This is a genomic window from Shewanella loihica PV-4 (assembly GCF_000016065.1).
GTDB lineage: Bacteria > Pseudomonadota > Gammaproteobacteria > Enterobacterales > Shewanellaceae > Shewanella > Shewanella loihica.
In genome coordinates, this window is sequence record NC_009092.1 from 4,013,283 (window position 1) to 4,038,439 (window position 25,157).

Below are 25,157 nucleotides of genomic sequence, written 5' to 3' on the forward strand. Positions count from 1 at the left end.
TGAAAGATGAGTGTCCAGGCTTCCTCCGCGCGCGAATGCCAACAAGCTAAGCTACCAAGTACTTGTCGATATCCACCTCGTCTATCTGCTCCGGCGCCAGATAACGCTCGGCGTACTCAAGATAGATGCCGCTAGAGAGGAACAGCTTAAACACCTCGCCATCCACATGCTGGTCCAGCACCATCTTATGCAGGATATCGATGGCGACGCTCAGTGGCTTGGCCTTCTTGTAGGGCCTGTCGGCGGCGGTGAGTGCCTCGAAGATATCCGCCAGCACCAGGATGCGCTCGGGGATCGACAGCTCATCGCCTGTAAGCTTTCTCGGGTAGCCAGTTCCCTTCAGCGTCTCATGATGGGTGGAGGCATAACGGGGCACACGGGCCAGCTCTGGCGGGAAGGGCAGGTTCTCCAGCATCTTGATGGTGCTGGTAATGTGCTGATTGATCTTGAATCTGTCTTCGTCGGTCAGGGTGCCGCGAGAGATGCTGAGGTTATAGATCTCGCCCTGATTGTAGAGCGCCTCGGGCACCGTCATCTTGATGCCAAACTTAGGATCGAACAGCTCGGGGCGGTGACGGGCGATCACATGCTGGGGCTTATCGGCCAGCAGCTGCTCGGTCACCGGCAGACTGACCTCGGCGGAAAATTCAGGGTAATTCAGCTCCTCCACCGGCGACAGCCCGAGACGATCGTCGAAGTGACGCTGCCAGGTGATTTTAGCCAGGGCCTTCAACCTGTCGATATCGGCCTGCTCCATAAACTCGCCGCCCACGTTGGCCCCGGCGATGAAGGCGAAATCCTCCGTTAGCTGCTCGCGGCGCCGATTCAGCTCAGCTCTATGCTCTGACTCATGTTCTGGATCTGCCCGGCACTGCTCGAGACAGTGGATCTCGGCGTCGCGCCACAGCACCTCGAAGCGCATGCGCACCTCGTGGATGCGGTTGTAGATCAGCTCCAGCTTGCTGCCCTTATCGACGATATGCTCAGGCGTGGTGATCTTGCCGCAGTCGTGGAGCCAAGCGGCGATGCGAAACTCCCTGTGCTCATCGGCGTTCTTGAAGCGAAATTCCTTGAAGGCGGGCAGATCCGACTTGGCCGCATACTCAGCCAGCATGAGCCCCAGCTCGGGCACCCGGTTACAGTGACCTGCGGTGTAGGGCGATTTGTCATCGATCGCCTGAACGATCAACTTGATGAAGGCGTCCATCAGTGCCTTGTGGTCCTGCTCGTGCTGGCGAATCGACTCTGACATATCCACCAAGGAGATCGCCAGCTCATCGATCTCCTTGATATAGGAATCCACCTTGGTCACCTCATCATAGCGGCGAAACTTCACCTTGAGGTTTTCCAGCGCTAGCAGTTTTATCGGCGAGATGATGGGGGAGGCAAACACCCAGGAAAATGGCAGCGCCAACAGCAGACAGAGGCCTGTGATGGCAATTGACTTCTTCACCTTATCCAGGCTGGACGCCAGCAGCATCTCCTGGGGCACCAGAATGGCAAAAAACTCCTGCTCGGCGGCGTGACTGCCGAGCGGCGAGACATAGACAAAACTGGGCTCGCCATTGAGCGAGATGGCGATAAGCTGCTTCTGCCGCCCGGGGTCTGCAGCGATATCGATCAGCGCCTTGTAGGGCACAGTGCCCTGCACATTAGCCGGGGCCACCTGCTGCCCCTCGGCAAACCATTTGCTCCGTAGCGCCCGCACCTGCTCTGGACTGATCTGGGCGATCGCCCTGTCGATCAGTGCGATGACGCCGGCGTTTTCCGGATGCATCACTATGCTCAGCCCGGCGTGAATGTCGATGGGGGCATAATCCAGATCCTCGTGAAACTGTAGATCGTCGATAAAGTACTGCTGCGCCGTGTAGTGCAGCACTATGCTGTTATCTATGGCCGCAAACACCCGCCCCTCTTTCACCGCCTGCAGTATGCCTCGGGTCGATGACACCTCGACCACCTCGATCTCGGGAAAATACTGTCTGATGATGGGGATGATCGACCAGCCTTTGGGGATGGCCACCCGCCTGCCCGCCAGCTCGGCCACATGCTTTATCGGCGCCTGGCCCGGCCCTGTCACGGCGGCAAAGGGCATGCTCAGAAAGGGCTGACTAAATACCCCAAGCGATTGATTGGCCTCGCTATTGAGCACTGAGTGCAGCAGGTTGATCTCCCGCGCCTTGAACTTGTCGACAAATTCCGGCCAGGTGAAGCCATTGTTGTAGTTGATGGTCAGCCCTGTCATCTCGGCCACCAGATTAAGCACGTCTACGCTGTAGCCCATGGGGCGACCGGCCACGGCAAAGTCGATCGGCGGCCAGTCGGTCTCGTTAGAGGCGATAAGCGCCGGGGTATTGGCCACCAGCGCCTGCTCCTCTGGGGTCAGGGCCAGCGGCTTAGCCATGGGAATATCCCCCTGAGTCGCCTGCAGACGATTGGAGGCTACCAGGGCGCCGCTGGCGCGGTAGACATAGACCTCGCGCCCATCTTGAGCATCTCCCCTACCTAGCTGCGCCAGATAGTCATCCAGGCTCGACAGGGCCACATCCACCGCCAGCACGGCGTCGCTACCCGGCAGGCGAATCGAATAGGTGATCCCCGGCGCCTGCAGGTTCTGAAACAAGTAGGGCTCTGTCTTAAACACCTTGTCCGGGCGGGCGTCGATAAACCAGGGGCGGATGCTAGCGTCGTAATCCGTGGGCTCCATTCGGCTGGCACGCTGATTAAAGTCGGCGTCTAAGTAATGAAAGGCGCGGATACGCCCCTGCCCCTTGCCCTGAATGCTGATGATCACCCAGCGATCTTCCAGGGAGGCCTTGAGCTGCCGCCGCACTATGGGATGGGCGTCGAGATTCACCAGCTCGAACAGATCCCCATCAGGGCTGCCGAGATAGATGGCGTAGATAAACCTAGCCGAGCGCATCGCCTGGCTAAACACCCGCTTGGCCTCCTTGCTCAGCCCCATGGGGGTGTAAAGGCCCTCGAAGTTTGCCACCAGCTTAGTGGTATTGATCGCCTGACTGTCGAGCTGATTCAGGTAACTGCCTGTGCTGTCGGCGCTCTGATTGTAGAGCTTGAGGCTGGCCTCGGTAGCCAGACGCTGGCTGAAATAATACTGCAGGCCGATGGCTACCACGGCGGTGAACAGGGTGGCGATGATAAAGGTGCCCACCACGGTAACGCGTATGGTAAGCCGCTTGGGTTTGGCTAAGGTGAGGCCCAGCATGCGGTGTCCTTTTCCCATGAGTATCCGACCCAATGAGTATAGTCAGAGATCCGCATGCCCCACGTTTAAAGTGAATTAACTCCCTAAAAAATCACACATTAGGGGCTTTTCTTGCGCCAGGACTCGGGCAACTCCACCTGCTGCCACAGCTCCTGACACAGCTGTTCGCCCTGATGCCAGTTGCCCTGTTTGATCCAGGTCACCAGGGCGTCGCCCACCTGAGGATAGTCGATAGGCTCGGGCTTGGAGGCCCGCAGCCAGCGTTTAACCGCCGCGGGGTCGAGCCACTTCATGCTCTCGGCAGCCCCCAGCAGCTCAAGCGCCGCCACATTTGAGAGCTGCTCGAACTGGCCATGCAGCGGCTTCACCAGCAGCTTCTTGCCCAGGGTCAGCGCCTCACTCGCCAGCTCGAAACCGGCACTGGCGATCACCCCGCCGCACTGGGCCAACCTGGCCTTGAAGCCCTCACGGTTAAAGCCGGACCAGATCACATTGTCGGCGCACGCCGCAGGCGCGCCGGAGCCGTGAAAGACATAGAAGCGATACTCGCTAAAGTCTTTGAGTAGCTGATGGATATCCTCGGGCGACTCGAACGGCAGATAGACCAGAATATCGTGGGAGTTATAGGCCACCGCCTCGCTCACCTCCACGAAGGGTGGCAGCAGAGGGAAGCCGAAATGGTGCCAGTGGCAGCCCAGCGCCCTATCGACCGGGGCAAAGTAATTGAGCAACATCTGATTAAACCAACCGTTGCCCACCTTAGGCACATCATATTGCAGCGCCGCCTGATGACTCACGCCGATAGAGGGCACCCCCTGAAGCCGCGCCGCCCAGGCAGAGACAGGTTCGAAGTCGTTAAGCACCAGATCGTAACCGCTGAGATCCAGGCCGCGCACGTCCCTCACCAGGGCGCTCACCGAGTTCTGCAGCGCCGTCTTGGCGATGCTGACGCAGCCATTTTGGGTCGCGAAGGTTAATCCGGCCTGGGTGCGGTACTCGCCGAAACACTGCATGTCGAAGTAGCGCTGACTGTCACGTCCCGAGAAGAAGAAATCGACATCGACTTGCTGATTTTTAAAGGCTTTTGCCATGACTCTGGCACGACTGAGATGGCCATTCCCTGTGCCTTGCACGCCGTAAAGAATACGCATGTTTGTGCTGACTCCTGCTAGTGATTTATTGACCGACGAGAGGTAATGCCAGGTAGCAACTCGTCACGCCCAGAAGGGCACCAGCCAGAATATCCAGCGGGTAATGCACGCCCAAGATGATACGCGAAACACCGATAGCCGTGGCCCAAGCAAAGGCGAGCCAGGCGAAAGTGGGATAACACCAGGCGATGGCACTAGCCATCACGAATGCCGCGGCCGTGTGGCCCGATGGCAGGCTGAACTTGTCTGACGGCTCGAAGGTCAGCATCAGGCTATCGCCGCCGGGCAGCGACTGGTGACAGGGGCGCGTACGCCGAATGCTGTTTTTCAGCACCAGATAGAGGGGCAACTCTATGATGAAGGCGGTGAGCGCCGCGTTGAACAGTGTCTCACCGCGCTCATCGAGCAGCAGCAAGAGTACACACAGATAGAGATAATATGGCCCGTCGCCCGTGGCAGAGATGACTCTGGCCTTAGGGTTTAGACGGTAAGCCACGCCATAGGCGTTGATCGCGGCAAAGGCCTGACGATCGAACTTAGCTAAGGTCTGAAACATAAAAGGCTCCGGATCATGATGATATGATCAGGAGCCTAAAAACTCGCTATGACGCCTAGGTGACATCTAGCCTAAATATTTATGACAGCAAAGCTCGGCAGACACTAGGCCTCGGCGGTTTTACCCACCTGAGTCTTGGCACGGAACAGCTTCACTAGGTGATAGACGTTGATACAGGCAACAAAGGCATTCATGCCGGCAACCGGCCAGGCCGAGATGTAGATCCCGTAGATCACAAACAGTGCACAACCGGTAAAGTTAAGACATCTTAGCCAAACTATATCTTTCATCATCAAAGAGATAGCCACCATTACTGAGGCGGAATAGCCAATTAGTTCAATTGTGTTTGAAGCTTCCATAAGGCACCTTCTTAAGGCCCTCTGCCATCCATAAGCGAACTGGGGGATCCGTGCCCCTAAAGCAAGTTAAAGTTAAGTTAATCGTTGACTGCCTACATGCTAACAAATTTAGCCCCAACTTGTAATTAAAATACGTTATTTAATGACCTCGGTCATGTTTTTTGCACAATAAGAAAGCAATGTAAGAAAGATTACAACAAGTTAGCCAAACGCCGCTATTATCGCCAATAGCGTGAGTTATAACGCTTTTCTTTTTAAGAATCCCTTATATACTGGCTGGTAACAATATATTGCTGATTTATCCCAGTAAAATGCCTCTCTACAGGAGTATGACTTATGGAATACAACACCTCAGAACTTTGTGACACTTACATTGATGTGGTCGATGTTGTTGAACCCATGTTCAGTAATTACGGTGGTTGTAGCTCTTTCGGCGGTTCAATTAGCACCATTAAATGCTTCGAAGACAATGGATTAATCGCTGAGGTTCTGCAACAGGATGGCGAAGGCAAAGTACTGCTGGTCGACGGTGGCGGATCTCTGCGCCGCGCTCTGGTCGACGCCAACATCGCCGAGATCGCCGTGGCAAACAACTGGGAAGGCATTATCGTTTATGGTTCGGTGCGCGATGTCGACGCACTGGAAGATCTGGACATTGGCATCCAGGCCCTGGCCTCTATCCCTGTGGGCGCAGACGGCCACGGCGTGGGCGAACTGGAGATCCCGGTTAACTTCGGCGGCGTCACCTTCCTGCCAGCCGACCATATCTACGCCGACAACACAGGCATCATCCTGTCACCCGAGCCTCTAGATATCGATTAAGCTGATGCCCGAAATGGCATGATGATTTTGGCTTAGCCATTTAATCGTAAAAGGACGACCACAGGTCGTCCTTTTTTGTGGCCTGTCGATAGCCACCCATCTCTCACTGTAATCAATAGTTATGTCGAAAGACCTTCGGCCAGTAAAGAACAGCGTTATCTTTTTTGCCTCAAACTAGCTTAATGTTTAAGTGAGAGCATTAAACCATAGCTTTATGGTGTATCAATTGCCTGCGGCAGGCTTATGTGCAGGTACTGCTGAGGCACGCTGTAGACCCTTCCCTGGGCGCTCTACGATTTCATCCCTGAAATCGAAGGCCTCAGCCGCACCTACACCCGAGTTATCCGTCTCTTAGATTTGACCTTAATGGATATCCAAAAACCTTAAAAACTATTTTGTTTTTGGACATTTCCGAGTTAAGGCCTTAACGCTAACTTGTCAGTTTCGGATAAAAATTTCTATGGGCTAACGCTTTGCTAAGGGGCTGGCGCCACATGCCAGTCCCACGGAGCCAGCCGAAGCTGGCGTAGTAAAATTGAGCAACTGGTTATGAAGCCAACCTCGGAACCCAGTACATTACTTTGGTTACACCATCATTTTCAATTACTTGAGGATGTGCCGAAAAAGTCATTATTCTCGATTTAACTGCATCGACCCCAAACGTTCTTACGCATGGTGCGATAAACCATTTATTAAAACTCGGATCATTCTCAATTAGTGATGCAAAAACCAAATCATCAAACAGTGCTTTAGGTACGGGATTTACCTTTTCAAGTAGCTTTGCGACAAACCATTTTTTACTGTCATGAGTTAAAGCCATTGTAAACCACGCTAAAGCCTCAGGATTATCCTTCGGAAAATTACAAGCAACCTTACCTATCACTTTTTGAATTGCCTGATGACCGACACTTTTTTCTTTCACCGATTTTGCTTGGACATATTCTTCGTAAAGAGACTCTAGGTTCATCAGATACCTTTGGCTTCATAACAACTTATTAGTGAGACCTTGCAAGGTACGCTACCTTGTAAGGTAGGAGACCAAGCACGTAAATAAATGGGGTCAGAGTATACTTTTGAGGGCGTTGGTTGGCGCATGGTGGTTGGCTTTTCCTTCCCTGAATAACGTAATCGATGTTTGATTCGAGTTTGCCTAGCTCTGTCCTTGATTGGTTACACATTAAGCTATTGATCAGGCAGCAATCAACATGTTCAGTCACATTTCCGCGCGTTTTTTATTAAAAAGAATAGCTTGTCTCAATGTCATCTAAGTAAGGCGAAATCGAAGAGACGTTAGATACCAAGTGTAGATACACTGGTGAGCTTCCGTGACAGGGATGTCACGGCAGAGCCTACAGGGAACTTACTTGCGGCGTCTCACAAGGGTATCTGCACATCCCCCGCCGGGCAGGCGTTAAATAACAATGAAGGTGCAACCTTCAAACACCCTCCCAACAAACATTCAGCTAAACGCTACAGTTGGAAAAAACGAGAAAGCTAGCCAATCCAATTAAAGCCAAATCGAAGAGGCGTTAGATACCCAGTGTAAACACGATTTTGGCCTTCGAAATCAGGGATGATTTCGCAGAGCCCACATGGATGTGCTCGAACAACCTCCCTGTTTAAAGGCCAGTTCGGCATCCATGCCTCTCGTTCGTAAGCACGAAGCTACGCTTCACTCACCGTGCCAAAATAGTGTTTGCACATAAGGTCGTTCTTTCACATCCATGTGATCACGACATTGGTATATCCTTATACTGCACCCACCGCAGGTGATAGGTTGCCATGAAGGTGCGACCTTCAAACATTTCCCCAACATCCATGCGGCTAGAGTCTACTCAGAAAAACCTGTATTTTTTGCAGACGACAAAAAAATCAAACTTTTCTAAATTTTATCCATTAAAATTACCCCACCTTTGCATCAACAACAAAAAACAGAACCCATAATGCAAACCCTAATTCCATTTACAGCCGAGCGTTGCCAGGGCTTTGTCGCCAAGCGTGAGGGCGAAACCAAGATTGGCCAGACAATTCATTGTTATGAGGGCAAAACGCCACTCGGCGAGCAGCTGGCGAGTGCCAAGGCCGACGGGGTGCGCTTTGTCATCCTTGGGATAGGCGAAGATATTGGCCCCAGGGCCAACCTGGGACGCGGCGGCGCCGTCGATGGTTTCGAGGCCGCCATGGCGCAGTTCTGCAACTTCCAATCGAACCAGTTTCTCGACGGTGGCCACTGCCTGGTGCTGGGGCAGATCGCCACGGACGATCTACAGCTGCCAGAGGGCAGCAGCGCACAGGCCCTGAGAGAGAATGTCGACAAGCTAGATGAGCGGGTGATCGAGATAGTCGGCGAGATCATGGCGGCCGGCCTGGAGCCGATTGTGATCGGCGGCGGGCATAACAACGCATATGGCCTCTTGATGGCCACCAAGCAGGCGACAGGTAAAATGGTAGCGGCAGTTAACCTGGATCCTCACTCAGACTTTCGCCCGCGAGAAGGCCGCCACAGCGGCAATGGTTTTAGCTATGCCGCCGCCAGCGGCGCCCTGGGACACTATCATGTGCTGGGGCTACATGAGCTGAAAAACAGTCAGCAGACCCTGGAGCAGCTAACGGCCTTCGGCGGCAAGTGGCACACGCTACAGGCCATCTGGGTCAGACGCGAGACAAGCCTGGAACAGGCGCTCAAGGCGATAGTCGAGGACCTCAACGCCAGCGATCTGCCGGTAGCACTGGAGCTAGATCTCGACGCCATCACTAACATGCCCAGCAGCGCCTCGACCGCGGCGGGGATTCCCCTGCTCGACGCCCTCTATTATGTGAATCAGGTGGCCAGCAAGACGCCGGCCGCCTACCTGCATCTGGCGGAGGCGGCGCCAAGCTGTCACGTGGCGGGTGTGGAGGCCGGTCGTCGGGAGACGGGCCAGAGCATCGGCGAGCTGATCTACGCCTATATCCAGGGACGACTGGCACAGCATCCCCTGGGGTAAGTCACTCTGCGCATTTGGCATATTGCTAATATTGTGCTGTAATGCGCTCCTCGTTTTTGAAACTCTGGTTGAAACTCTGGTTGAAACTCTGCGCTATCACGCATTTTTCAATTAATTGTGCACGGATTATTTACATCGATCACAGAGTGATAGACCAATGATTCAGCAAACTGAGTCAATCACTTACACTCGCGGTTAACAGCAGCAATAAACAGGAAGCCAGTAATGTCAGAGGGCAGCTCAAACAGTACCCACTTTGGATATAAGACGGTCGATGCTGAGAAGAAAGCAGACCTAGTGGCCGACGTCTTTCACTCGGTCGCCGCCAAATACGACATCATGAACGATGTCATGTCCTTTGGTATTCACCGTCTGTGGAAGCGTTTTACCATCGAGAGTGCGGGTGCGCGTCCGGGCATGAAGGTACTGGATCTCGCCGGTGGCACTGGCGACCTAACCGCCAAGTTTTCCCATATCGTGGGTAACACAGGTCAGGTGACCCTGGCCGACATCAACGATTCCATGCTGAAAGTGGGCCGCGAGAAGCTGCGTAACCGTGGCGTTGTGGGTAACGTCAACTATGTGCAGGCAAACGCCGAGGCGCTGCCTTTCCCTGACAACCACTTCGATATCATCACCATCGCCTTCGGTTTGCGTAACGTGACCGACAAGGATGCGGCGATTCGCTCTATGCTGCGCGTGCTTAAGCCAGGCGGCAAGCTGCTGATCCTCGAGTTCTCTAAGCCACAGCACGACCTGATGCGTAAGGTCTACGATCTTTACAGCTTCAAGATACTGCCTAAGATGGGCGATATTATCACTCAGGATGCCGGCAGCTATGAGTATCTGGCCGAGTCTATCCGCATGCATCCGGATCAGGAAACCCTTAAAGGAATGATGGTAGATGCCGGATTCGAGCAGGTGGAATACACCAATATGACAGACGGTATCGTCGCCCTGCACAAGGGTTACAAGTTCTAATATTGGTTCCAATACCAATTCTTATATCGAAAGAGGCCCCGCACAGTTGGGGCCTTTTTGTTGTCGCCTACTTTGGCCGCCTCGCCGCAATCTCACTGAATAAATGACATTTTTACCTAGCCCTTTTGTCGCCAGTTTAGTGTAGAATAGCGTCACCTTTGCGCCGTCATCAGTTGATGATGAGCCCAGCAGCCACAGATTCTCAGGTCTTAGGTAACGCATGAAACGTGAAATTGCATTGCTGATCTGTGCGGCCCTCGAAACCGCACTCAAAAAAGTGACTCAGCAGTCTCCCGGCGCCTACGCCAAACTCCACAACCTGCAGGGGCGAGTACTCTGCCTCGAACTCAGCCAACTGGGCTGGCCCATCTACCTGTTGTTTGCCAAAGAGATTCAGGTCTTTAGTCAGTATGATGGCGAGGTGACCACCAAGGTGTATGCCGATCTGACCACCCTCTATAAGCTCACCGAGGGCGCCAACCTTACCGAGCTGCTCAAGCAAGACAAGCTGACCCTGGAAGGGGATCTCAACCTGCTACAGAGCTTTAGCCACTTCATGCAGCAGGTGGAGTTCGACTTTGCCGAGCCATTGTCACGCTACATAGGCGATGCGCCGACTCACCTGCTCACCGAGGGCGCCAAGCAGCTGAAACAACAGCTGAGTCAGGTACTGAGCAAGAGCTGGGATCATATGGGCCAGCTGGCCACAGAGGAATATCGCCTGAGCCCACACAAGATAGAACTTGTTCATTTTAGTGATAGAATCGAGCAACTTGAGGCCGATACCAACGCCTTAAGCCAACGGATTGAGCGACTCATAAACAAGGCAAACAGCAACAGATGACAATCAAAAGCATGCGGCGCGCATACCAAGTCGTAAAGACGGTGCTTCAATATGGTCTGGATGATCTTATCCCCGCTAAGCTCAAACCCTGGTATTTCAGGCTGCTACGCTGGAGCTTCTTCTGGTTAACCAACCAACATAAAGACAAGGTGGGCGGCGAGCGTCTCAAGCTGGCGATGCAGGAGCTGGGCCCCGTATACATCAAGTTTGGTCAGATGCTGTCGACCCGCCGGGATCTGCTCAGCGACGAGTGGGCCGAAGAGCTGGCCATGCTGCAGGACAGGGTGCCCCCCTTCGATTCCGCCATCGCCCGCGCCCAGATAGAGGCCGAACTCGGCGCCCCCATAGAGACCTATTTCGATAACTTCGACGACACACCACTGGCTTCTGCGTCCATCTCTCAGGTGCATACCGCCACCCTCAAGTCTAACGGCGAAGAGGTAGTGCTCAAGGTGCTCAGACCCAATGTGGAAGAGAAGGTCCACGCCGACCTGCTGCTGATGACCCAGAGTGCACAGGTGCTGGAAACTCTGCTTGGCCACGGCAACCGCCTGCGCCCCGCCGAGGTGGTAGAAGATTATCGCACCACAATCGAAGGCGAACTGAACCTCAAGCTCGAGGCCCTCAACGCCATCAAGCTCAGAAACAACTTCATCGACTCGGGCGCCCTCTACATCCCTAAGATGTATGAAGAATTTTGCTTTACCCGCCTGATCGTCATGGAGCGCATCTATGGCGTACCCGTATCCGACAGGGCGGCGCTGGAAGCCCAGGGCACTAACCTTAAGCTGCTGGCAGAGCGCGGCGTCGAGCTCTTCTTCACCCAAGTATTTCGCGACAATTTCTTCCATGCCGACATGCATCCCGGCAACATCTTTGTCAGCACCGAGCATCCAGAAGATCCCTTCTACATAGGGCTGGACTGCGGCATCATGGGCACCCTCACGGAGCAGGATAAGCGCTATCTGGCGGAGAACTTCCTCGCCTTCTTCAACCGCGACTATACCCGTATCGCCCAGCTCTATATCGAGTCGGGCTGGGTGGCGGCCGACACAGATCTAGTCGCCTTCGAGCAGGCGATCAAGGTGGTGTGCGAGCCCATGTTTAACAAGCCGCTGGATGAGATCTCCTTCGGCCACGTGCTGCTTGAGCTATTTCGCACCGCGCGCCGTTTCGACATGGTGGTGCAGCCGCAATTGGTGCTACTGGAGAAGACCCTGCTCTATATCGAAGGCCTGGGACGTCAGCTCTATCCTCAGCTGGATCTCTGGCAGACGGCCAAGCCTTTCCTGGAAAGCTGGATGGCGGAGCAGATGGGGCCTCTGGGCATGGCGAAGAAGATCAAGAAGCAATTCCCCTACTGGACAGATAAGCTGCCTGAGCTGCCTGAACTGGTCTACGACAACCTGAAGATGGGTAAAAACTTCGTCAACAGTCAGAATCAGCTGCTGGATCGCTACCTGAAGCAGCAACAAAAAGCCCATAAAAGCAACTACCTTTTAATCACATCAGCAGTTTTAGTGATCTGTGGCAGTATTTTGTTTTCCCAAAACGCTACACTATGGGCCTCTTATGCTTGTATCGGCATCGGCGCAACCTTGTGGTTACTCGGATGGCGATCTAGACCAAAGAATCGCAAATTTTAGCTAGCACTAAATAACCAAAGGGTCATAATAGGACCAGTATTACATCAAGAGGAAAGTTACATGGGTGGCATCAGTATTTGGCAACTTCTTATCATTGCTTTAATCGTTGTTTTGCTTTTCGGAACTAAGAAATTGCGCTCTCTAGGTGGTGACCTCGGCGGTGCTGTTAAAGGCTTCAAGAATGCTATGTCTTCTGAAGATGAGAAGAAGGCTATCGAAGACACCAGCGCAGAAAAAACAGCTCAGACTGAAGAGAAAAAGACTGAGTCCAAGGATAAAGAACAGGCGTAATTCCTTATGTTCGACGGTATCGGCTTTATGGAGCTGCTGTTGATTGGTGTTTTGGGGCTGGTCGTACTCGGCCCCGAAAGACTACCGGTCGCGGTGCGCTCAATTACAGGCTGGATTCGTGCCATGAAGCGCATGGCTAACTCGGTAAAAGATGAGCTGGAGCAAGAGCTTAAAATTGAGCAGCTGCACGCGGATCTTAAGAAGGCGGAAAGCCAGGGGTTAAAGAACCTCTCTCCCGAGTTACAGGATTCAATCGATCAATTAAAAGAAGCAGCCCAATCTGTTAATCGTCCCTATAAGGTAGAAGATATTGCCACTGGCAGCGAACCCGCCAGCAGCGAGGCGAAACCTGCAGAGACCACGACAGCCAAGGCCAGCAATTCAACCGAAAAATCTGACGGGTAGTTCATGTCGCAACAGCAGCCGTTAATCAGCCACTTGCTCGAGTTACGCAACAAGTTGCTCAAAGCCATTGGCAGTGTCCTCCTGGTCTTTATCTGCTTAGTCTACTGGGCAAACGATATCTATCACTACATGGCCACGCCGCTTATGCAGGCGCTACCCGAGTCCAGTAGTATGATTGCGACCGATGTGGCCGCGCCCTTCTTTGCTCCCTTTAAACTGACGCTGATCCTAGCGTTTTTTATCGCCATTCCCTATGTCTTGTACCAGATCTGGTCCTTTATCGCGCCAGGCCTCTACAAGCATGAGAAGCGTCTGATGGTGCCGCTACTGGCCAGCAGCACCATACTCTTCTACCTGGGTATCGCCTTCACCTACTACATAGTATTTCCCGTGGTGTTTGGCTTCTTCACCAGCGTGGCCCCCGAAGGGGTGCAGGTGGCGACCGATATCAGCAGCTACCTGAGCTTTGTGCTTAAGCTGTTCTTCGCCTTCGGTCTGGCGTTCGAGATCCCGATCGCTGTGATCTTGCTCTGTTGGGCGGGGGTTACTACGGTTGAAGATCTCAGGGCGAAACGTCCTTATATTATTGTCGGCGCCTTCGTGGTCGGCATGCTGTTAACGCCGCCAGATATCATCTCACAAACCATGTTGGCCGTGCCTATGCTGATATTGTTTGAGGGGGGATTGATTGCCGCGCGTTTCTACAGTAAAAAGGACTCTGACGAAGACGAGCTCTCCGAGCAAGACAACGCTGAGTAATAAAACAGAATCTTGCTGCAAGCTATCCGGCAACGGATAGCTTGTTGTTATTTATTACCCCATCATCAGCCTGTCTCGCCGCGAGCCCTCCATAATAAAAAGGAACTCTATATGCGCTTAAGTTTTGCGGCACCGACCAGCTGGATAGCACTCTCCACTCTTCTTTTCTCACTCAACGCCTCTGCCGGTATCGAGCAGCAACTCAGCCAATGTGCGGCAAAACAGGACAAGCTAGACAGACTGATCTGTTACGACAACCTGGCAGCCAAGGTAGGCAATAAGTCTCAAACCAGCAGCCATATGGCGCCTGTCTCTAAACCCGCACCGACGCCTCAGCCTAAGCCTGCACCACAGGCAGCAGCCGTCGTAGCCAGCACGCCGGCCGCACCGGAAGCCAGTTTCGGTAAGGTCTATAAGGAAGAGAAAGCCGAAGTCGAAAAGATTGTCATGACGGTCAAGTCGGTGAAGAAGAATCCCCGTGGCATCCTGACCATCAGCTTCGACAATGGCCAGGTCTGGAAACAGAATGACACCAATCGCTTCAAGGTTAAGGCGGGTGAAACCGTATTTATCGAGAAGGGCGCCCTAGGCTCTTTCCTGTTGGGTAAAGATGACACTAACGCCACCATCAGGGTCAAGCGCATCGACTAATGCCCAGCTACATAGACATAGCTGTCAACCTGGTTGGCAGCCCGTTAGAACAAGAATGTGACACGCTAATCAGTGATGCGGCGGCCCATGGGGTTTCGCCGCTCATTGTTATTGGCTCCAGCCTAGACGAGAGTCAGCAGGCGATCGCCTGCATCGCCCGTTATCCAAACGCCCTCTACACCACGGCGGGAGTGCACCCGCACCATGCCAGCGAGTGGGACGCCACTAGCCGTGATCGACTCATACAGCTGGCTAGGCAGCCAGGCGTTGTGGCCATCGGCGAATGTGGCCTGGACTATAACCGTGATTTCTCGCCCCGACCGAAACAGCGCGAGGCCTTCGAGGCCCAGCTGGCCCTGGCCGTCGAGCTGGAGATGCCTGTGCTGATGCATGAGCGCGATGCCCATGAGGACTTTGCCGCCATACTGCAGCGCTATCGCCCGCATCTGAAGGGTGCTCTACTGCACTGCTTTACCGGCAACCGCGCCAGCCTGGAGCGCTACATAGAGTTAGATTTGCACTTAGGGATCACCGGCTGGGTGTGCGACGAGCGCCGTGGCCAAGAGCTGGCCGAGTTGGTGGTCGACATTCCCGCCGAGCGCATCATGATAGAAACCGACAGTCCCTATCTGCTGCCTCGCAGCATGCGACCCAAGCCGAAATCGAGCAAGAACAAGCCGCAATACCTGCCCTACATCAGCCGGGTCATCGCCCAGCTCAGGGGCGAAACTGAGGAGGCCTTTGCCCGTCAGGCCTATCACAACAGCTGCGCCTTCTTCGGCCTAGAAGCGGACTATGAGCCCCTTTAAGCTGTTGTTACTGCTGATCACCCTGAGCTTCCCCGGCTTTAGCCAAGGGGAGTCGCTGCTGGCGGTCAATAAAAACCAGTCTATCGAGCTCGCCTCCTGGCTCTATTATGTGCAAGATGATTCGCTGACCAGCCTGGAGCAGGTCAGCAAGCTAAGCTCCAGCCACTGGCAACGACTGACCCCGGAATTTAACCAGCACCTGGGGGTAGAGCCTTTCTGGGTCAAGATAAGCCTCTACAACGCCACTGATACCCAGATGCGGCGCTACCTTAAGCTGGGCAACCCGCACCTGAATAGGGTCAGCCTGTACCACCTACAGAGAGGTAAGCCGACAGTTCACCTGGAGATTGGCGACAGCTATCCGTTCAGCCAACGGCCCATCATCAACAACGATTTCCTCTATCGTTTCGAACTGACGCCCGAGGTAGTGCACAGCTTCTATATTCGGGTCGATACCGAGGGCAGTGCTAACCTGCCCATCTCCCTGCTGTCGCCGGACCATATCGTCAAGGCCACGGAGACACAGTCCCTCTATCAGGGATTCCAGCTGGGCGCCCTGATGGCGATTGGCCTGTTTAGCCTGTTTATCGCACTCACCTCGCGCTCCTACAGCTACAGCTATTACTCTGGCTATGTGTTGTCGGTGACCCTCTTGGTGGCCACCCTTCACGGCCTGTCGTTCCGTTATCTCTGGCCTAACTGGCCCGTGTTGCAGGCGGTGATGATCCCCATACTGATCCCGATCGCCCTCACCTTCGTGCTGATGTTTTCCGAGAAGGTGCTGCAGCTCAAGTACCACAACCTCAAGATGTTGAGGCTCTGTCGCTACAGCGCCGCTACCGGGCTGTTTCTCACCTTGGTCACGCCGTTTTTAAGCTACTCTGTGGCCCTCAAGGTCAACATAGTCGCCGTGCTGATCACCACCAGTATGTTGATGCTGATCGCCCTGCTGCTGAGCCTACGAGGCCATAAGTTGGCCAGGCTCTACACCCTGGCCTGGTCTGGGATGCTTATCGGCTCCTTCGTCACCGCCATGATGTATCTGGGGGTCATCTACCTGCCCATCATGCATCAGACACCGATAATGGTCGGCCTGAGCTTCGAAATCGTCTTTATGGCGGCGGTATTGGCGATTCGCTACAACGACGAGCGTAAGGCCAAGCTCAAGATCCAGCAGGAAGCCTTGCTGCAGGCCCAGCGGATCCGTCAGGCCCGGGAAGAGGCGCTGCAGATCGAGGCCGACAGCAACGAACGCCTGGAGCAGATGGTGCAGGAGCGCACGTTAGAGCTCGAGATCGCACTTCGAGAATTAAATGAGGCCAACCAGAAACTTACCGAACAAAACACGGTCGATAGTCTCACAGGTGTGAAAAACCGCGCCGCCTTCGAGAAACGCCTGCAGGCCGAAGGCCGCCTGAGTCGTCGTCAACAGACGCCGCTGGCGATCCTCATGATAGATATCGACCGCTTCAAGGCGATAAACGACACCTATGGCCACCTTGCCGGGGATCAGGCGCTCAAGACCATAGCCCAGGCGTTAAAGGAAAAATTAAGACGCCCAAGTGATCTGGTATCACGTTTCGGTGGTGAAGAGTTTGCTATGATACTGCCTAATACCTCCTGTGACGGGGCGCTACAGGTGGCGGAGCTGATGCGCAGCACCGTCAGTGAGTTGCCGCTGGCATGGGGAGAGCAGGCTATTCCGCTCACCATCAGTATCGGGATCTGCGCCGAAGTGATCGTCGATGATCAGCACACTCAGCTGCTGGTCGACCAGGCAGACAAGGCACTCTATCGTGCCAAGCATGAGGGCCGAAATCGCGTTTGCGTCTATTCGCCCGAACTCGAAGAATAAAGTAACCGACTTAGTGGCTATGCCCCATCCACGGATGAGCTGTGAAGTGTGTAGCCCAATAAAGCAAACAACCCTAAATTAGGAGTCGAATGTGAACATCATTACCAGTGCTTTTCCTCAGCGCAGAATGCGCCGCATGCGTAAACACGATTTTAGTCGCCGTCTGATGGCCGAAAACCAGCTGTCGGTAAACGACTTGATCTACCCTATGTTCGTGCTCGAAGGTAATAACCGTACTGAGCAGGTCGCTTCAATGCCTGGCATCGAGCGCTACTCAATAGATCTATTGCTCAAGGAAGCGGAAGAACTCGTTAAGCTGGGGATCCCTCTGGTGGCCCTGTTCCCTGTGACCCCAGCCGAGAAGAAGACCCTGATGGCCGAAGAGGCCTACAACGCCGACGCACTGGCGCAGCGCGCGGTTCGCGCCCTGAAAGAAGCCTTCCCACAACTTGGGGTGATGACAGACGTGGCGCTGGATCCCTTCACCACCCATGGTCAAGACGGCATCATTGACGAAGACGGCTATATCCTGAACGACATCACCACAGAGATCTTGGTGAAGCAGGCCCTGTCTCACGCCGAGGCCGGTGCCGATATCGTGGCGCCATCGGACATGATGGATGGCCGTATCGGCGCGATTCGTCAGGCGCTGGAAGCAGCGGGTCACGTAAACACCCAGATCATGGCGTATTCGGCCAAGTACTCCTCTAACTACTATGGTCCCTTCCGTGATGCGGTCGGCTCTGCCGGCAACCTCAAGGGCGGCAACAAGCACAGCTACCAGATGGATCCGGCCAACAGCGACGAAGCCCTGCACGAGGTCGCCCTAGATATTCAGGAAGGCGCCGACATGGTGATGGTTAAGCCTGGCATGCCATACCTGGATATCGTTAACCGCGTCAAGACAGAGCTGGCCGTACCGACCTTCGCCTATCAGGTGAGCGGTGAGTATGCCATGCACATGGCGGCCATCGAGAATGGCTGGCTGGCCGAGAAGGCGATCGTGATGGAATCACTGCTCTGCTTCAAGCGCGCCGGTGCCGATGGCATCCTAACTTACTTCGCCAAGCGTGCCGCACAGTGGCTGAAGGAAGCCGATAACAAGTAAGGCTATCTCTTTAAACAAAAAAGCCAGTGACGCGAGTCGCTGGCTTTTTTGTTTCTGCGCGCGAGTTTTAGGATGACAGTTAACGGCTGGCGGCCAGCGCCAAACCTTCATCGTCGAACAGCTGCTCCACCTTGACGATACAGGGCGCCTTGAGGGTATAGCGATTGCTGCGATAGGTATAGTGATACTCGCTCCAGTAGATGGAGAGCCGCAGGTGGGCGTCGGGGTGAAACTGATTCTGAGTATAGAGGGCGCGGTAGCAGCGGGCGCTGGGAAGATAACCTGAGTGATACAGCTTGATGGCACGCTCATCCAGGCTGATCTCGCGGTAATCTATGCCATGTTTGGCCACGTTAGAAAACTGATAGTCGCCGTAGTGAAAGTTGCCCTCGACCACCTCTAACTTGGCGCCTCTTACCAGCAGGTCGCTGAGCTGACTCACTTGAAGACGGCTCTGCGCGCAAAGGGTTACCAGGCCGCCACTAACGATCAGTACCAGGGCCCAGCGCCAGAGTCCCAGGGGCCACCAATGTCCAATCAGCAGACTCAGTAGCAAGATCCCCAGGCCGACACCCAGCAAGACCAGCTCATAGAGTTGCCACTCACCCACCTCAAACACCAGATTCGAATATGACATCATCCCTTGCCTCACCTCAACGCTGCGCCCATCGAGCTTTCCTGTAGCCTGAGCTATTGCGTTAAGTAAGTGTAGAAGGCAATAGCCTTCTTGGCTCGTCAGACAAGATGCTATAGGGAGATGATGTCAGTTTGGTGAATGGGCTAACTTGCAGGAGGCAGGCATTAAAAAAGCCATGGCGCCGCTCCTATAAGCAGTGTAATGGCTTTGTTTTTCATCCTAATGGTATTAGATGAGATAATCGGCGCCCAGGGTCACGAAGAGCACCATACCGGCCCAGTTGTTATTTAAGAAGGCTTGCAGGCAGGGGGCGCGTTCGCGATCGAAGATCAACTTCTGCTGGTAGAGACCGAAGCCGATGAAGGTGAGGATCCCCAAGGCGAAGACCAGGCCGCGATCGGCGCTGAGCCCCGCCATGATGAAACAGCCCAGGGCGGCCAGCTGAAACAGGCCGATGATCTGCCGGTCGAAGCGGCCAAAGAGGATCGCCGTCGACTTGATGCCCACCTTGAGATCATCGTCTCTGTCCACCATGGCATACATGGTGTCGTAGGCCACTGTCCAGCACCAGTTGGCGGCAAACAGCCACCAGGCTTCTACCGGCACTGTGCCTAGCTGCGCCGCATAGGCCATGGGGATCGACCAGCTCCACACCACGCCGAGGAACATCTGCGGCATGTTGGTGAAACGTTTGGTAAAGGGGTAGATGATGGTCAGTATGATACCGACGAAGGAGAGTTGCACCACCAGCGGGTTGAGCATCAGCACCAAGCCAAAGGCCAGCAGGCCCATCACCACGAACAGGATAAGCGCCTCTTTGACCGTCACCTCGCCGCTGGCCAGGGGCCGGCTCTTGGTGCGCTCCACATGTGAGTCCAACTTACGATCGGCATAGTCGTTGATGATACAGCCACAGGCGCGCATCACCACCACACCGATAACGAAGATGATCAACACCTTAAGATCCGGCATGCCGCCGGCAGCCAACACCAATGCCATCAAACATGGCCACAGCAGCAGGAAGGTACCTATGGGTCTATCCATCCGCGCCAGACGCAAATAGGCGTCCAATTTATCCCTTAAGCTCATTTTCTAGGCTCTCCTAACGACTGCTTTGGCCTTTCGATTTATGTGGGCAAGCTCATCAAAATACTCTGGCATTATGACTGACACCCTAAGAGTTTCAAGCGCTTTATCAACCCGGGTTTACAGTGTCTCGAGACGGGCATATGCCACCACCAGCCACTTGCTGCCCACGTCGAGAAAATCCACCTGGACTCTGGCCTGGGCGCCGCTACCCTCGAAGTTGGTCACCTTGCCTTCACCAAACTTGGGATGATTCACCCGCTGGCCGATGTTGAAGCCGGAATCGTTGAAGGCTGAACCGTTAAAGGCGGGCTGGGCCTGACCGAATCTGTTGCTGCTCGCCGGCGCCGACACGCTGGTTCGCATGCGGATCTCCTGCACATAGTCGCCAGGGATCTCCTTGATGAAACGTGACGGACGGGCATAGTTTTCCCGGCCATAGATACGGCGCGACTCGGCATAGGTGATATAGAGCTGCTTCATGGCGCGGGTCATACCCACGTAGCAGAGACGGCGCTCCTCATCCAACCTGTCGCCCTCATCCATCGCCATCTGGCTGGGGAAGATCCCCTCCTCGACCCCTGCCATGAAGACCATGGGGAACTCCAGGCCCTTGGCCGAGTGCAAGGTCATCAGCTGCACGGCGTCGGTGAAGGCATCGGCCTGGCCCTCGCCCGCCTCGAGCGCCGCGTGGGAGAGGAAGGCATTTAGCTCACCCATGTCCTCGAGATCTTCCGGCATCACGAAGGTGCGCGCCGCGGTGACCAGCTCCTCTAAGTTTTCCACCCTGGCGCGGGCCTTCTCGCCCTTCTCCGCCTCATACATGGCCTTGAGGCCAGAGGCCTGGATAACATGATCTGTCATGCGGTGCAGCGACTGCTCCGCCGTCTCCTGCTGCAGAGTAACGATTAGATCCATGAAGCTACGTACCGCGTTGGCGGCGCGGCCAGAGAGCACCTTCTCATCGAGCAGGCGCAGGCAGGTCTGCCACAGGGTCAGCTCCTGCTGGCGCGCCGTACTGCGCAGGATATCCAGGGTACGATCGCCTATGCCTCGGGTCGGCGTGTTGATGATACGCTCGAAGGCGGCATCGTCGTTCTTGTTGCTGATCAGCCGCAGATACCCCATGGCATCCTTGATCTCCTGACGCTCGAAGAAGCGCAGGCCGCCATAGATGCGGTAGGCCATCCCCTTGTGCAGCAGCGCCTCTTCCAGTACCCGCGACTGGGCGTTGGAGCGATAGAGGATGGCGCAATCGCTGAGGTTACCGCCCATATCCTGCCAGTCCGTGATGCGACCCACGATGAAGCGGGCCTCATCCATCTCGTTGAAGGCGCAATAGAGGCCGATCTTCTCGCCGTCTTTGTCTTCGGTCCACAGCTTCTTACCCAGTCGGTCCGGGTTATTGGCGATCAGCTCGTTGGAGGCGTTAAGTATGTTGCCGCTGGAGCGATAGTTCTGTTCCAGACGTATGGTCTGGGCCGCGGGGAAGTCCTGCAGGAAGCGGTGCAGGTTCTCCACCTGGGCGCCGCGCCAACCATAGATAGACTGGTCGTCGTCGCCGACGATCATCACGTTGGCCGTGCTGCCGGCCAACACGCGGATCCAGGCATACTGGATGGCGTTGGTATCCTGAAACTCGTCCACCAGGATGTTCTTAAAGCGCTCCTGATAGTGCTCCAGAATATGGGGCTTGTTGAGCCAGAGCTCATGGGCCCTTAGCAAGATCTCGGCAAAGTCCACCAGGCCGGCGCGATCGCATGACTCCTGATACACCTGATAGATCTTCAGCAGATTCTGCTCAATGGGGAAGCCACCTGCATCGATATGCTTGGGTCTCAGCCCCTGATCTTTCTTGCCGTTAATGTAGCCCTGGGCCTGACGGGGCGGATACTGCTTCTCGTCCAGGTTGAGGCTCTTGAGGATCCGCTTGATCAGCCTGAGCTGGTCGTCCGAGTCGAGGATCTGGAAACTCTGGGGCAAGTTGGCGTCTTGATAATGGGTGCGCAGCAGGCGGTGGGCCAGGCCATGGAAGGTACCTATCCACATGCGGCCCATGTTGCTGCCGCTCACCTTCTCCACACGCTCGCGCATCTCGGCCGCGGCCTTGTTGGTAAAGGTCACCGCCAGAATAGAATAGGGACTCTGCTGCTCTACTTGCATCAGCCAGGCGATGCGGTGGGTCAGTACCCGGGTCTTACCACTGCCCGCGCCTGCCAGCACCAGCATGCTAGATTGTGGTGCGCCGACGGCCTCGCGCTGTTTGTCGTTTAAGCCGTCGAGTAAAGAAGATACGTCCATTCTTGCCTCCAAAAAATCAGGCGGCAAGTATAACAGGAGGTGTTGCGCGATCCTACCGTCGACCGTATCGCCATAGGTCATCCACACCTAGCCCACGCTAATATGCGATGAACTATAAAAAGCCCAGGCAAGGGCCTGGGCTTTTGGGGATAGTTAGGGTACCAAGTGAGGATTAGTCCTTGCTCTCCTCCAGCCCTATGCTGTCCATCCAGTGATCGAAGTCCATCATGTTACCCGGCAATACTATCTTATTGGCGCTGTTGGTCAGGCCGTCGAACTGCTTGAGGTACTGGGCACCAAGTTGCATGCGTACCACGTTCTTACCGCCGGGCGCCGACACCACCTGAGCCATGCGCTCGATAGACTCGGCGGTCGCCTTGGCGATGGTGAGGATCTCCTCGGCCTTACCCTCGGCCTCGTTGATCCGCTTCTGCATCTCACCCTCGGAGCGGTTGATCATCTCCGCCTTGACCCCTTCGGAGCGGTTGATCTTGCTCTGCTTATCACCCTCACTTTTGGCCAGCAGGGCGCGGCGTTCACGCTCGGCGTTCACCTGCATCTCCATGGCGTTCTTCACCGTCTCGGGTGGGGCGATATTCTTGATCTCATATCTGTGCACCCGGATCCCCCAGGTAGCGCCAGCCTGATCCAGCACCTCTACCACCTTGGCGCTGATCACGTCACGCTCCTCGAAGGTGCGGTCGAGATCCAGGGTACCAATCACAGAGCGAGTGGTGGTCTGCGCCAGTTGAATGGCCGCGTAACGGTAGTCGGTCACCCCATAGCTGGCTTTCACGGGATCCATCACGGAGATATAGATAACCCCATCCACCTCGACATTTACCTCGTCGCTGGAGAAACACTCCTGAGGCGGCACATCGATAGTTTCCTCTTTCAGGTCATGCACATAGGCCACCTTGTCGATGAAAGGCACCAGGGCATGGAAACCGGCATCTAAGGTGGTGTGATACTTACCCAGACGCTCGACAATATAGGCTGACTTGGTAGGCACCAGGCGGATCGACTGAAACAGCTTGATGATGAAGATGGCGAAGATCAGTCCCCAAATGCCCAGTACGATTAAATCTGTGTTGATATCTGCGATCATGCGCGACCTCCTTTTACCTGACCCACACTCTGAGTCACCTGCTCCATGCCCTCAAAGAAGCCTTCCAGCTTGGCCATCTCGGCCGGCACCACTGAAATATCCGCTTCGTTGAGAATCTTACCCAGCTGGGTGATGAACTGCTCCTTGAGCTGCATGTTCATCGCCTCGTTACCGCCTTCCAGTGCCAAGGCCTCTGAGACCATGGTCATGGCTTCCGCCTTGGCGCGGGCAACGATGGCAATCTCCTGGGCCGTACCCTTGGCCTCGTTGATCCGCTTCTGCTTCTCACCCTCCGACAGGTTGATCGCCTCCTGACGCTCACCCTCTGAGAGGTTAATCATCGCCGCCTTCTCGGCATTGGCCAGGGTGATCTCGGCGCGCTTACTGCGTTCGGCCTCCATCTGCTTCTCCAGGGTGTGGATCACCTTGAAAGATGGCGTAATGTTTTTGATCTCGTACCTGAGTACCTTGATCCCCCAGGGATCGGACGCCTTATCGATCTCCCGTACGATAGATTCGTTGAGGCTGTCTCGCTCGGAGAAGGTCTCACTCAGACTCAGCTTACCTATCTCGGAGCGCATTGTGGTCTGTGCCAGATTCACCGCCGCGCGGCGATAGTCTTCGATACCATAGCTGGCCAGTTTACCGTCCATCACCTTGAGGTAGACCAGGCCGTCGACCTCCAGCTGAGTGTTATCCTTCGAGATACAGCTCTGTGGCGGCACATCCAGCACCTGCTCACGGGTGTCGTGGCGATAGGCTACGCGGTCGAAGAAGGGAATTAAAAAGTGAAAACCTGGCTGTAACACCACCCTAAACTTACCCAGACGCTCGATAACGTGTACCTCGCGCATGGGAACGATCAACAATAGGTTATAAAGAATAAAGAAAACGAAGAGTATAAAAATGGTAAATTCGAACATAGATTCCATCCTGTAAAGTAGCAGCCAGGCTATGCCTGCTCTGTCAAAGGTTCAACGACCAGGGCAATATTCTCGCGACAGATCACTCTGACGCGCGCGCCGATAGGGATCTCGCTGCCATCACCCAGTGCTGGCCATTCGCTTCCCTGAAACTCGACGCGCCCCTGCTGCTGTGCTGGGCCGATCACCGCCTTGACGACGGCAACTTGGTTATAAAGGTCAAACTCCTCATCGGTATTATCCACATGGGAATCACCACCCACCAAGCGCTGTGTCAGCTGACGAAAAGCCAGTAACAAGACGATAGCGGCGATGAACCAGAGCGTCAGGGCCTGCACAAAGCCTTCGACCCAACCTAGGGTCAATGCGCCCGCCACCACCACACAGGCGGCACCCAGGAAAATAACGATACCGCCAGGCAGAATGATCTCGGCTAACATCAAGACTAAACCGACGGCAATCCAGATAAAGATAGGATTAGAAAACTCCATATTTCCCCCCTGAAATGAGAGTATCCCTGCCAAGACTATATCAGCTCTTTTCTCGCAATGCGACATATTATGTCATGATACAAATGTGACACAGGCAACAAACATTTAATTTACCTAGGTAAAAGACATTGTTTTGGAATTGGGCACAATGGCGAAATCCC

General features: G+C 54.7%; 23 protein-coding genes. 12 read left to right on the forward strand and 11 right to left on the reverse strand.

Going from position 1 to position 25,157, the window contains the following annotated elements:
* Positions 1 to 46 precede the first annotated feature (46 nt).
* The 4 genes from SHEW_RS17415 to SHEW_RS17430 form a co-directional block, all read right to left on the reverse strand.
* Positions 47 to 3,244 (reverse strand): HD domain-containing phosphohydrolase, encoded by a 3,198-nt coding sequence (locus SHEW_RS17415; protein ID WP_011867162.1) that lies wholly within the window; start codon positions 3,242 to 3,244, stop codon positions 47 to 49.
* 80 nt (positions 3,245 to 3,324) lie between these two features.
* On the reverse strand, positions 3,325 to 4,377 hold the full coding sequence (locus tag SHEW_RS17420) for an MJ1255/VC2487 family glycosyltransferase (protein ID WP_011867163.1): 1,053 nt from the start codon (positions 4,375 to 4,377) through the stop codon (positions 3,325 to 3,327).
* Between the two features lie 25 nt (positions 4,378 to 4,402).
* Positions 4,403 to 4,933, reverse strand: coding sequence for a phosphatase PAP2 family protein (locus SHEW_RS17425; RefSeq protein ID WP_011867164.1), 531 nt, complete (start codon positions 4,931 to 4,933; stop codon positions 4,403 to 4,405).
* 104 nt (positions 4,934 to 5,037) lie between these two features.
* Positions 5,038 to 5,292 (reverse strand): YgjV family protein, encoded by a 255-nt coding sequence (locus tag SHEW_RS17430; RefSeq protein ID WP_011867165.1) that lies wholly within the window; start codon positions 5,290 to 5,292, stop codon positions 5,038 to 5,040.
* A 336-nt stretch (positions 5,293 to 5,628) separates the two neighbouring features.
* Here SHEW_RS17430 and rraA point away from each other — a divergent pair, with 336 nt between their 5' ends.
* On the forward strand, positions 5,629 to 6,114 hold the full coding sequence (rraA, locus tag SHEW_RS17435) for a ribonuclease E activity regulator RraA (protein ID WP_011867166.1): 486 nt from the start codon (positions 5,629 to 5,631) through the stop codon (positions 6,112 to 6,114).
* 547 nt (positions 6,115 to 6,661) lie between these two features.
* Here rraA and SHEW_RS17440 read toward each other — a convergent pair.
* The gene (locus SHEW_RS17440) at positions 6,662 to 7,081 is read right to left on the reverse strand and encodes a hypothetical protein (protein ID WP_011867167.1); all 420 of its coding nucleotides are present in this window, start codon (positions 7,079 to 7,081) and stop codon (positions 6,662 to 6,664) included.
* A 976-nt stretch (positions 7,082 to 8,057) separates the two neighbouring features.
* On the opposite strand from SHEW_RS17440, the gene SHEW_RS17445 reads away from it, so the two are divergent.
* From SHEW_RS17445 to hemB, 11 genes are all read left to right on the forward strand, one after another.
* Positions 8,058 to 9,101, forward strand: coding sequence for a formimidoylglutamase (locus tag SHEW_RS17445; protein ID WP_011867168.1), 1,044 nt, complete (start codon positions 8,058 to 8,060; stop codon positions 9,099 to 9,101).
* A 225-nt stretch (positions 9,102 to 9,326) separates the two neighbouring features.
* The gene (gene ubiE, locus SHEW_RS17450) at positions 9,327 to 10,082 is read left to right on the forward strand and encodes a bifunctional demethylmenaquinone methyltransferase/2-methoxy-6-polyprenyl-1,4-benzoquinol methylase UbiE (protein ID WP_011867169.1); all 756 of its coding nucleotides are present in this window, start codon (positions 9,327 to 9,329) and stop codon (positions 10,080 to 10,082) included.
* A 220-nt stretch (positions 10,083 to 10,302) separates the two neighbouring features.
* Entirely contained in the window at positions 10,303 to 10,926 is a 624-nt protein-coding gene (locus SHEW_RS17455; protein ID WP_011867170.1) for a ubiquinone biosynthesis accessory factor UbiJ, read from the forward strand.
* Positions 10,923 to 12,572 (forward strand): ubiquinone biosynthesis regulatory protein kinase UbiB, encoded by a 1,650-nt coding sequence (gene ubiB / locus SHEW_RS17460; RefSeq protein WP_011867171.1) that lies wholly within the window; start codon positions 10,923 to 10,925, stop codon positions 12,570 to 12,572. The genes SHEW_RS17455 and ubiB overlap by 4 nt, the downstream gene beginning before the upstream one ends.
* Before the next feature lie 60 nt (positions 12,573 to 12,632).
* A complete protein-coding gene (tatA, locus tag SHEW_RS17465; protein WP_011867172.1) occupies positions 12,633 to 12,863 on the forward strand; it encodes a Sec-independent protein translocase subunit TatA in 231 nt (76 codons plus the stop codon).
* 6 nt (positions 12,864 to 12,869) lie between these two features.
* On the forward strand, positions 12,870 to 13,268 hold the full coding sequence (gene tatB, locus SHEW_RS17470; RefSeq protein ID WP_011867173.1) for a Sec-independent protein translocase protein TatB: 399 nt from the start codon (positions 12,870 to 12,872) through the stop codon (positions 13,266 to 13,268).
* A 3-nt stretch (positions 13,269 to 13,271) separates the two neighbouring features.
* Positions 13,272 to 14,027, forward strand: a complete 756-nt coding sequence (gene tatC, locus SHEW_RS17475; protein ID WP_011867174.1) for a twin-arginine translocase subunit TatC — start codon at positions 13,272 to 13,274, stop codon at positions 14,025 to 14,027.
* A gap of 111 nt (positions 14,028 to 14,138) precedes the next feature.
* Positions 14,139 to 14,678 (forward strand): hypothetical protein, encoded by a 540-nt coding sequence (locus SHEW_RS17480; RefSeq protein ID WP_011867175.1) that lies wholly within the window; start codon positions 14,139 to 14,141, stop codon positions 14,676 to 14,678.
* Complete coding sequence (locus SHEW_RS17485) at positions 14,678 to 15,487, forward strand: TatD family hydrolase (protein ID WP_011867176.1); 810 nt, start codon at positions 14,678 to 14,680, stop codon at positions 15,485 to 15,487. The genes SHEW_RS17480 and SHEW_RS17485 overlap by 1 nt, the downstream gene beginning before the upstream one ends.
* Positions 15,474 to 17,342 (forward strand): sensor domain-containing diguanylate cyclase, encoded by a 1,869-nt coding sequence (locus SHEW_RS17490; RefSeq protein ID WP_011867177.1) that lies wholly within the window; start codon positions 15,474 to 15,476, stop codon positions 17,340 to 17,342. The genes SHEW_RS17485 and SHEW_RS17490 overlap by 14 nt, the downstream gene beginning before the upstream one ends.
* Positions 17,343 to 17,433: 91 nt before the next feature.
* Positions 17,434 to 18,450 carry a porphobilinogen synthase gene (gene hemB, locus SHEW_RS17495; RefSeq protein WP_011867178.1) on the forward strand — a complete coding sequence of 339 codons (1,017 nt, stop codon included), beginning with the start codon at positions 17,434 to 17,436 and terminating at the stop codon, positions 18,448 to 18,450.
* Between the two features lie 79 nt (positions 18,451 to 18,529).
* On the opposite strand, the gene SHEW_RS17500 is transcribed toward hemB, so the two are convergent.
* From SHEW_RS17500 to SHEW_RS17525, 6 genes are all read right to left on the reverse strand, one after another.
* Positions 18,530 to 19,090: a hypothetical protein gene (locus SHEW_RS17500; protein WP_011867179.1), complete on the reverse strand. Its 561-nt coding sequence runs from the start codon at positions 19,088 to 19,090 to the stop codon at positions 18,530 to 18,532.
* A 225-nt stretch (positions 19,091 to 19,315) separates the two neighbouring features.
* Positions 19,316 to 20,176, reverse strand: coding sequence for a 4-hydroxybenzoate octaprenyltransferase (gene ubiA, locus SHEW_RS17505; protein ID WP_011867180.1), 861 nt, complete (start codon positions 20,174 to 20,176; stop codon positions 19,316 to 19,318).
* 117 nt (positions 20,177 to 20,293) lie between these two features.
* Positions 20,294 to 22,474, reverse strand: coding sequence for a DNA helicase II (uvrD, locus tag SHEW_RS17510; RefSeq protein ID WP_011867181.1), 2,181 nt, complete (start codon positions 22,472 to 22,474; stop codon positions 20,294 to 20,296).
* Between the two features lie 172 nt (positions 22,475 to 22,646).
* A complete protein-coding gene (locus SHEW_RS17515) occupies positions 22,647 to 23,582 on the reverse strand; it encodes an SPFH domain-containing protein (protein ID WP_011867182.1) in 936 nt (311 codons plus the stop codon).
* Positions 23,579 to 24,505: an SPFH domain-containing protein gene (locus SHEW_RS17520; protein ID WP_011867183.1), complete on the reverse strand. Its 927-nt coding sequence runs from the start codon at positions 24,503 to 24,505 to the stop codon at positions 23,579 to 23,581. The genes SHEW_RS17515 and SHEW_RS17520 overlap by 4 nt, the downstream gene beginning before the upstream one ends.
* A gap of 29 nt (positions 24,506 to 24,534) precedes the next feature.
* Positions 24,535 to 24,996, reverse strand: a complete 462-nt coding sequence (locus SHEW_RS17525) for an NfeD family protein (protein ID WP_011867184.1) — start codon at positions 24,994 to 24,996, stop codon at positions 24,535 to 24,537.
* Positions 24,997 to 25,157: the final 161 nt, after the last annotated feature.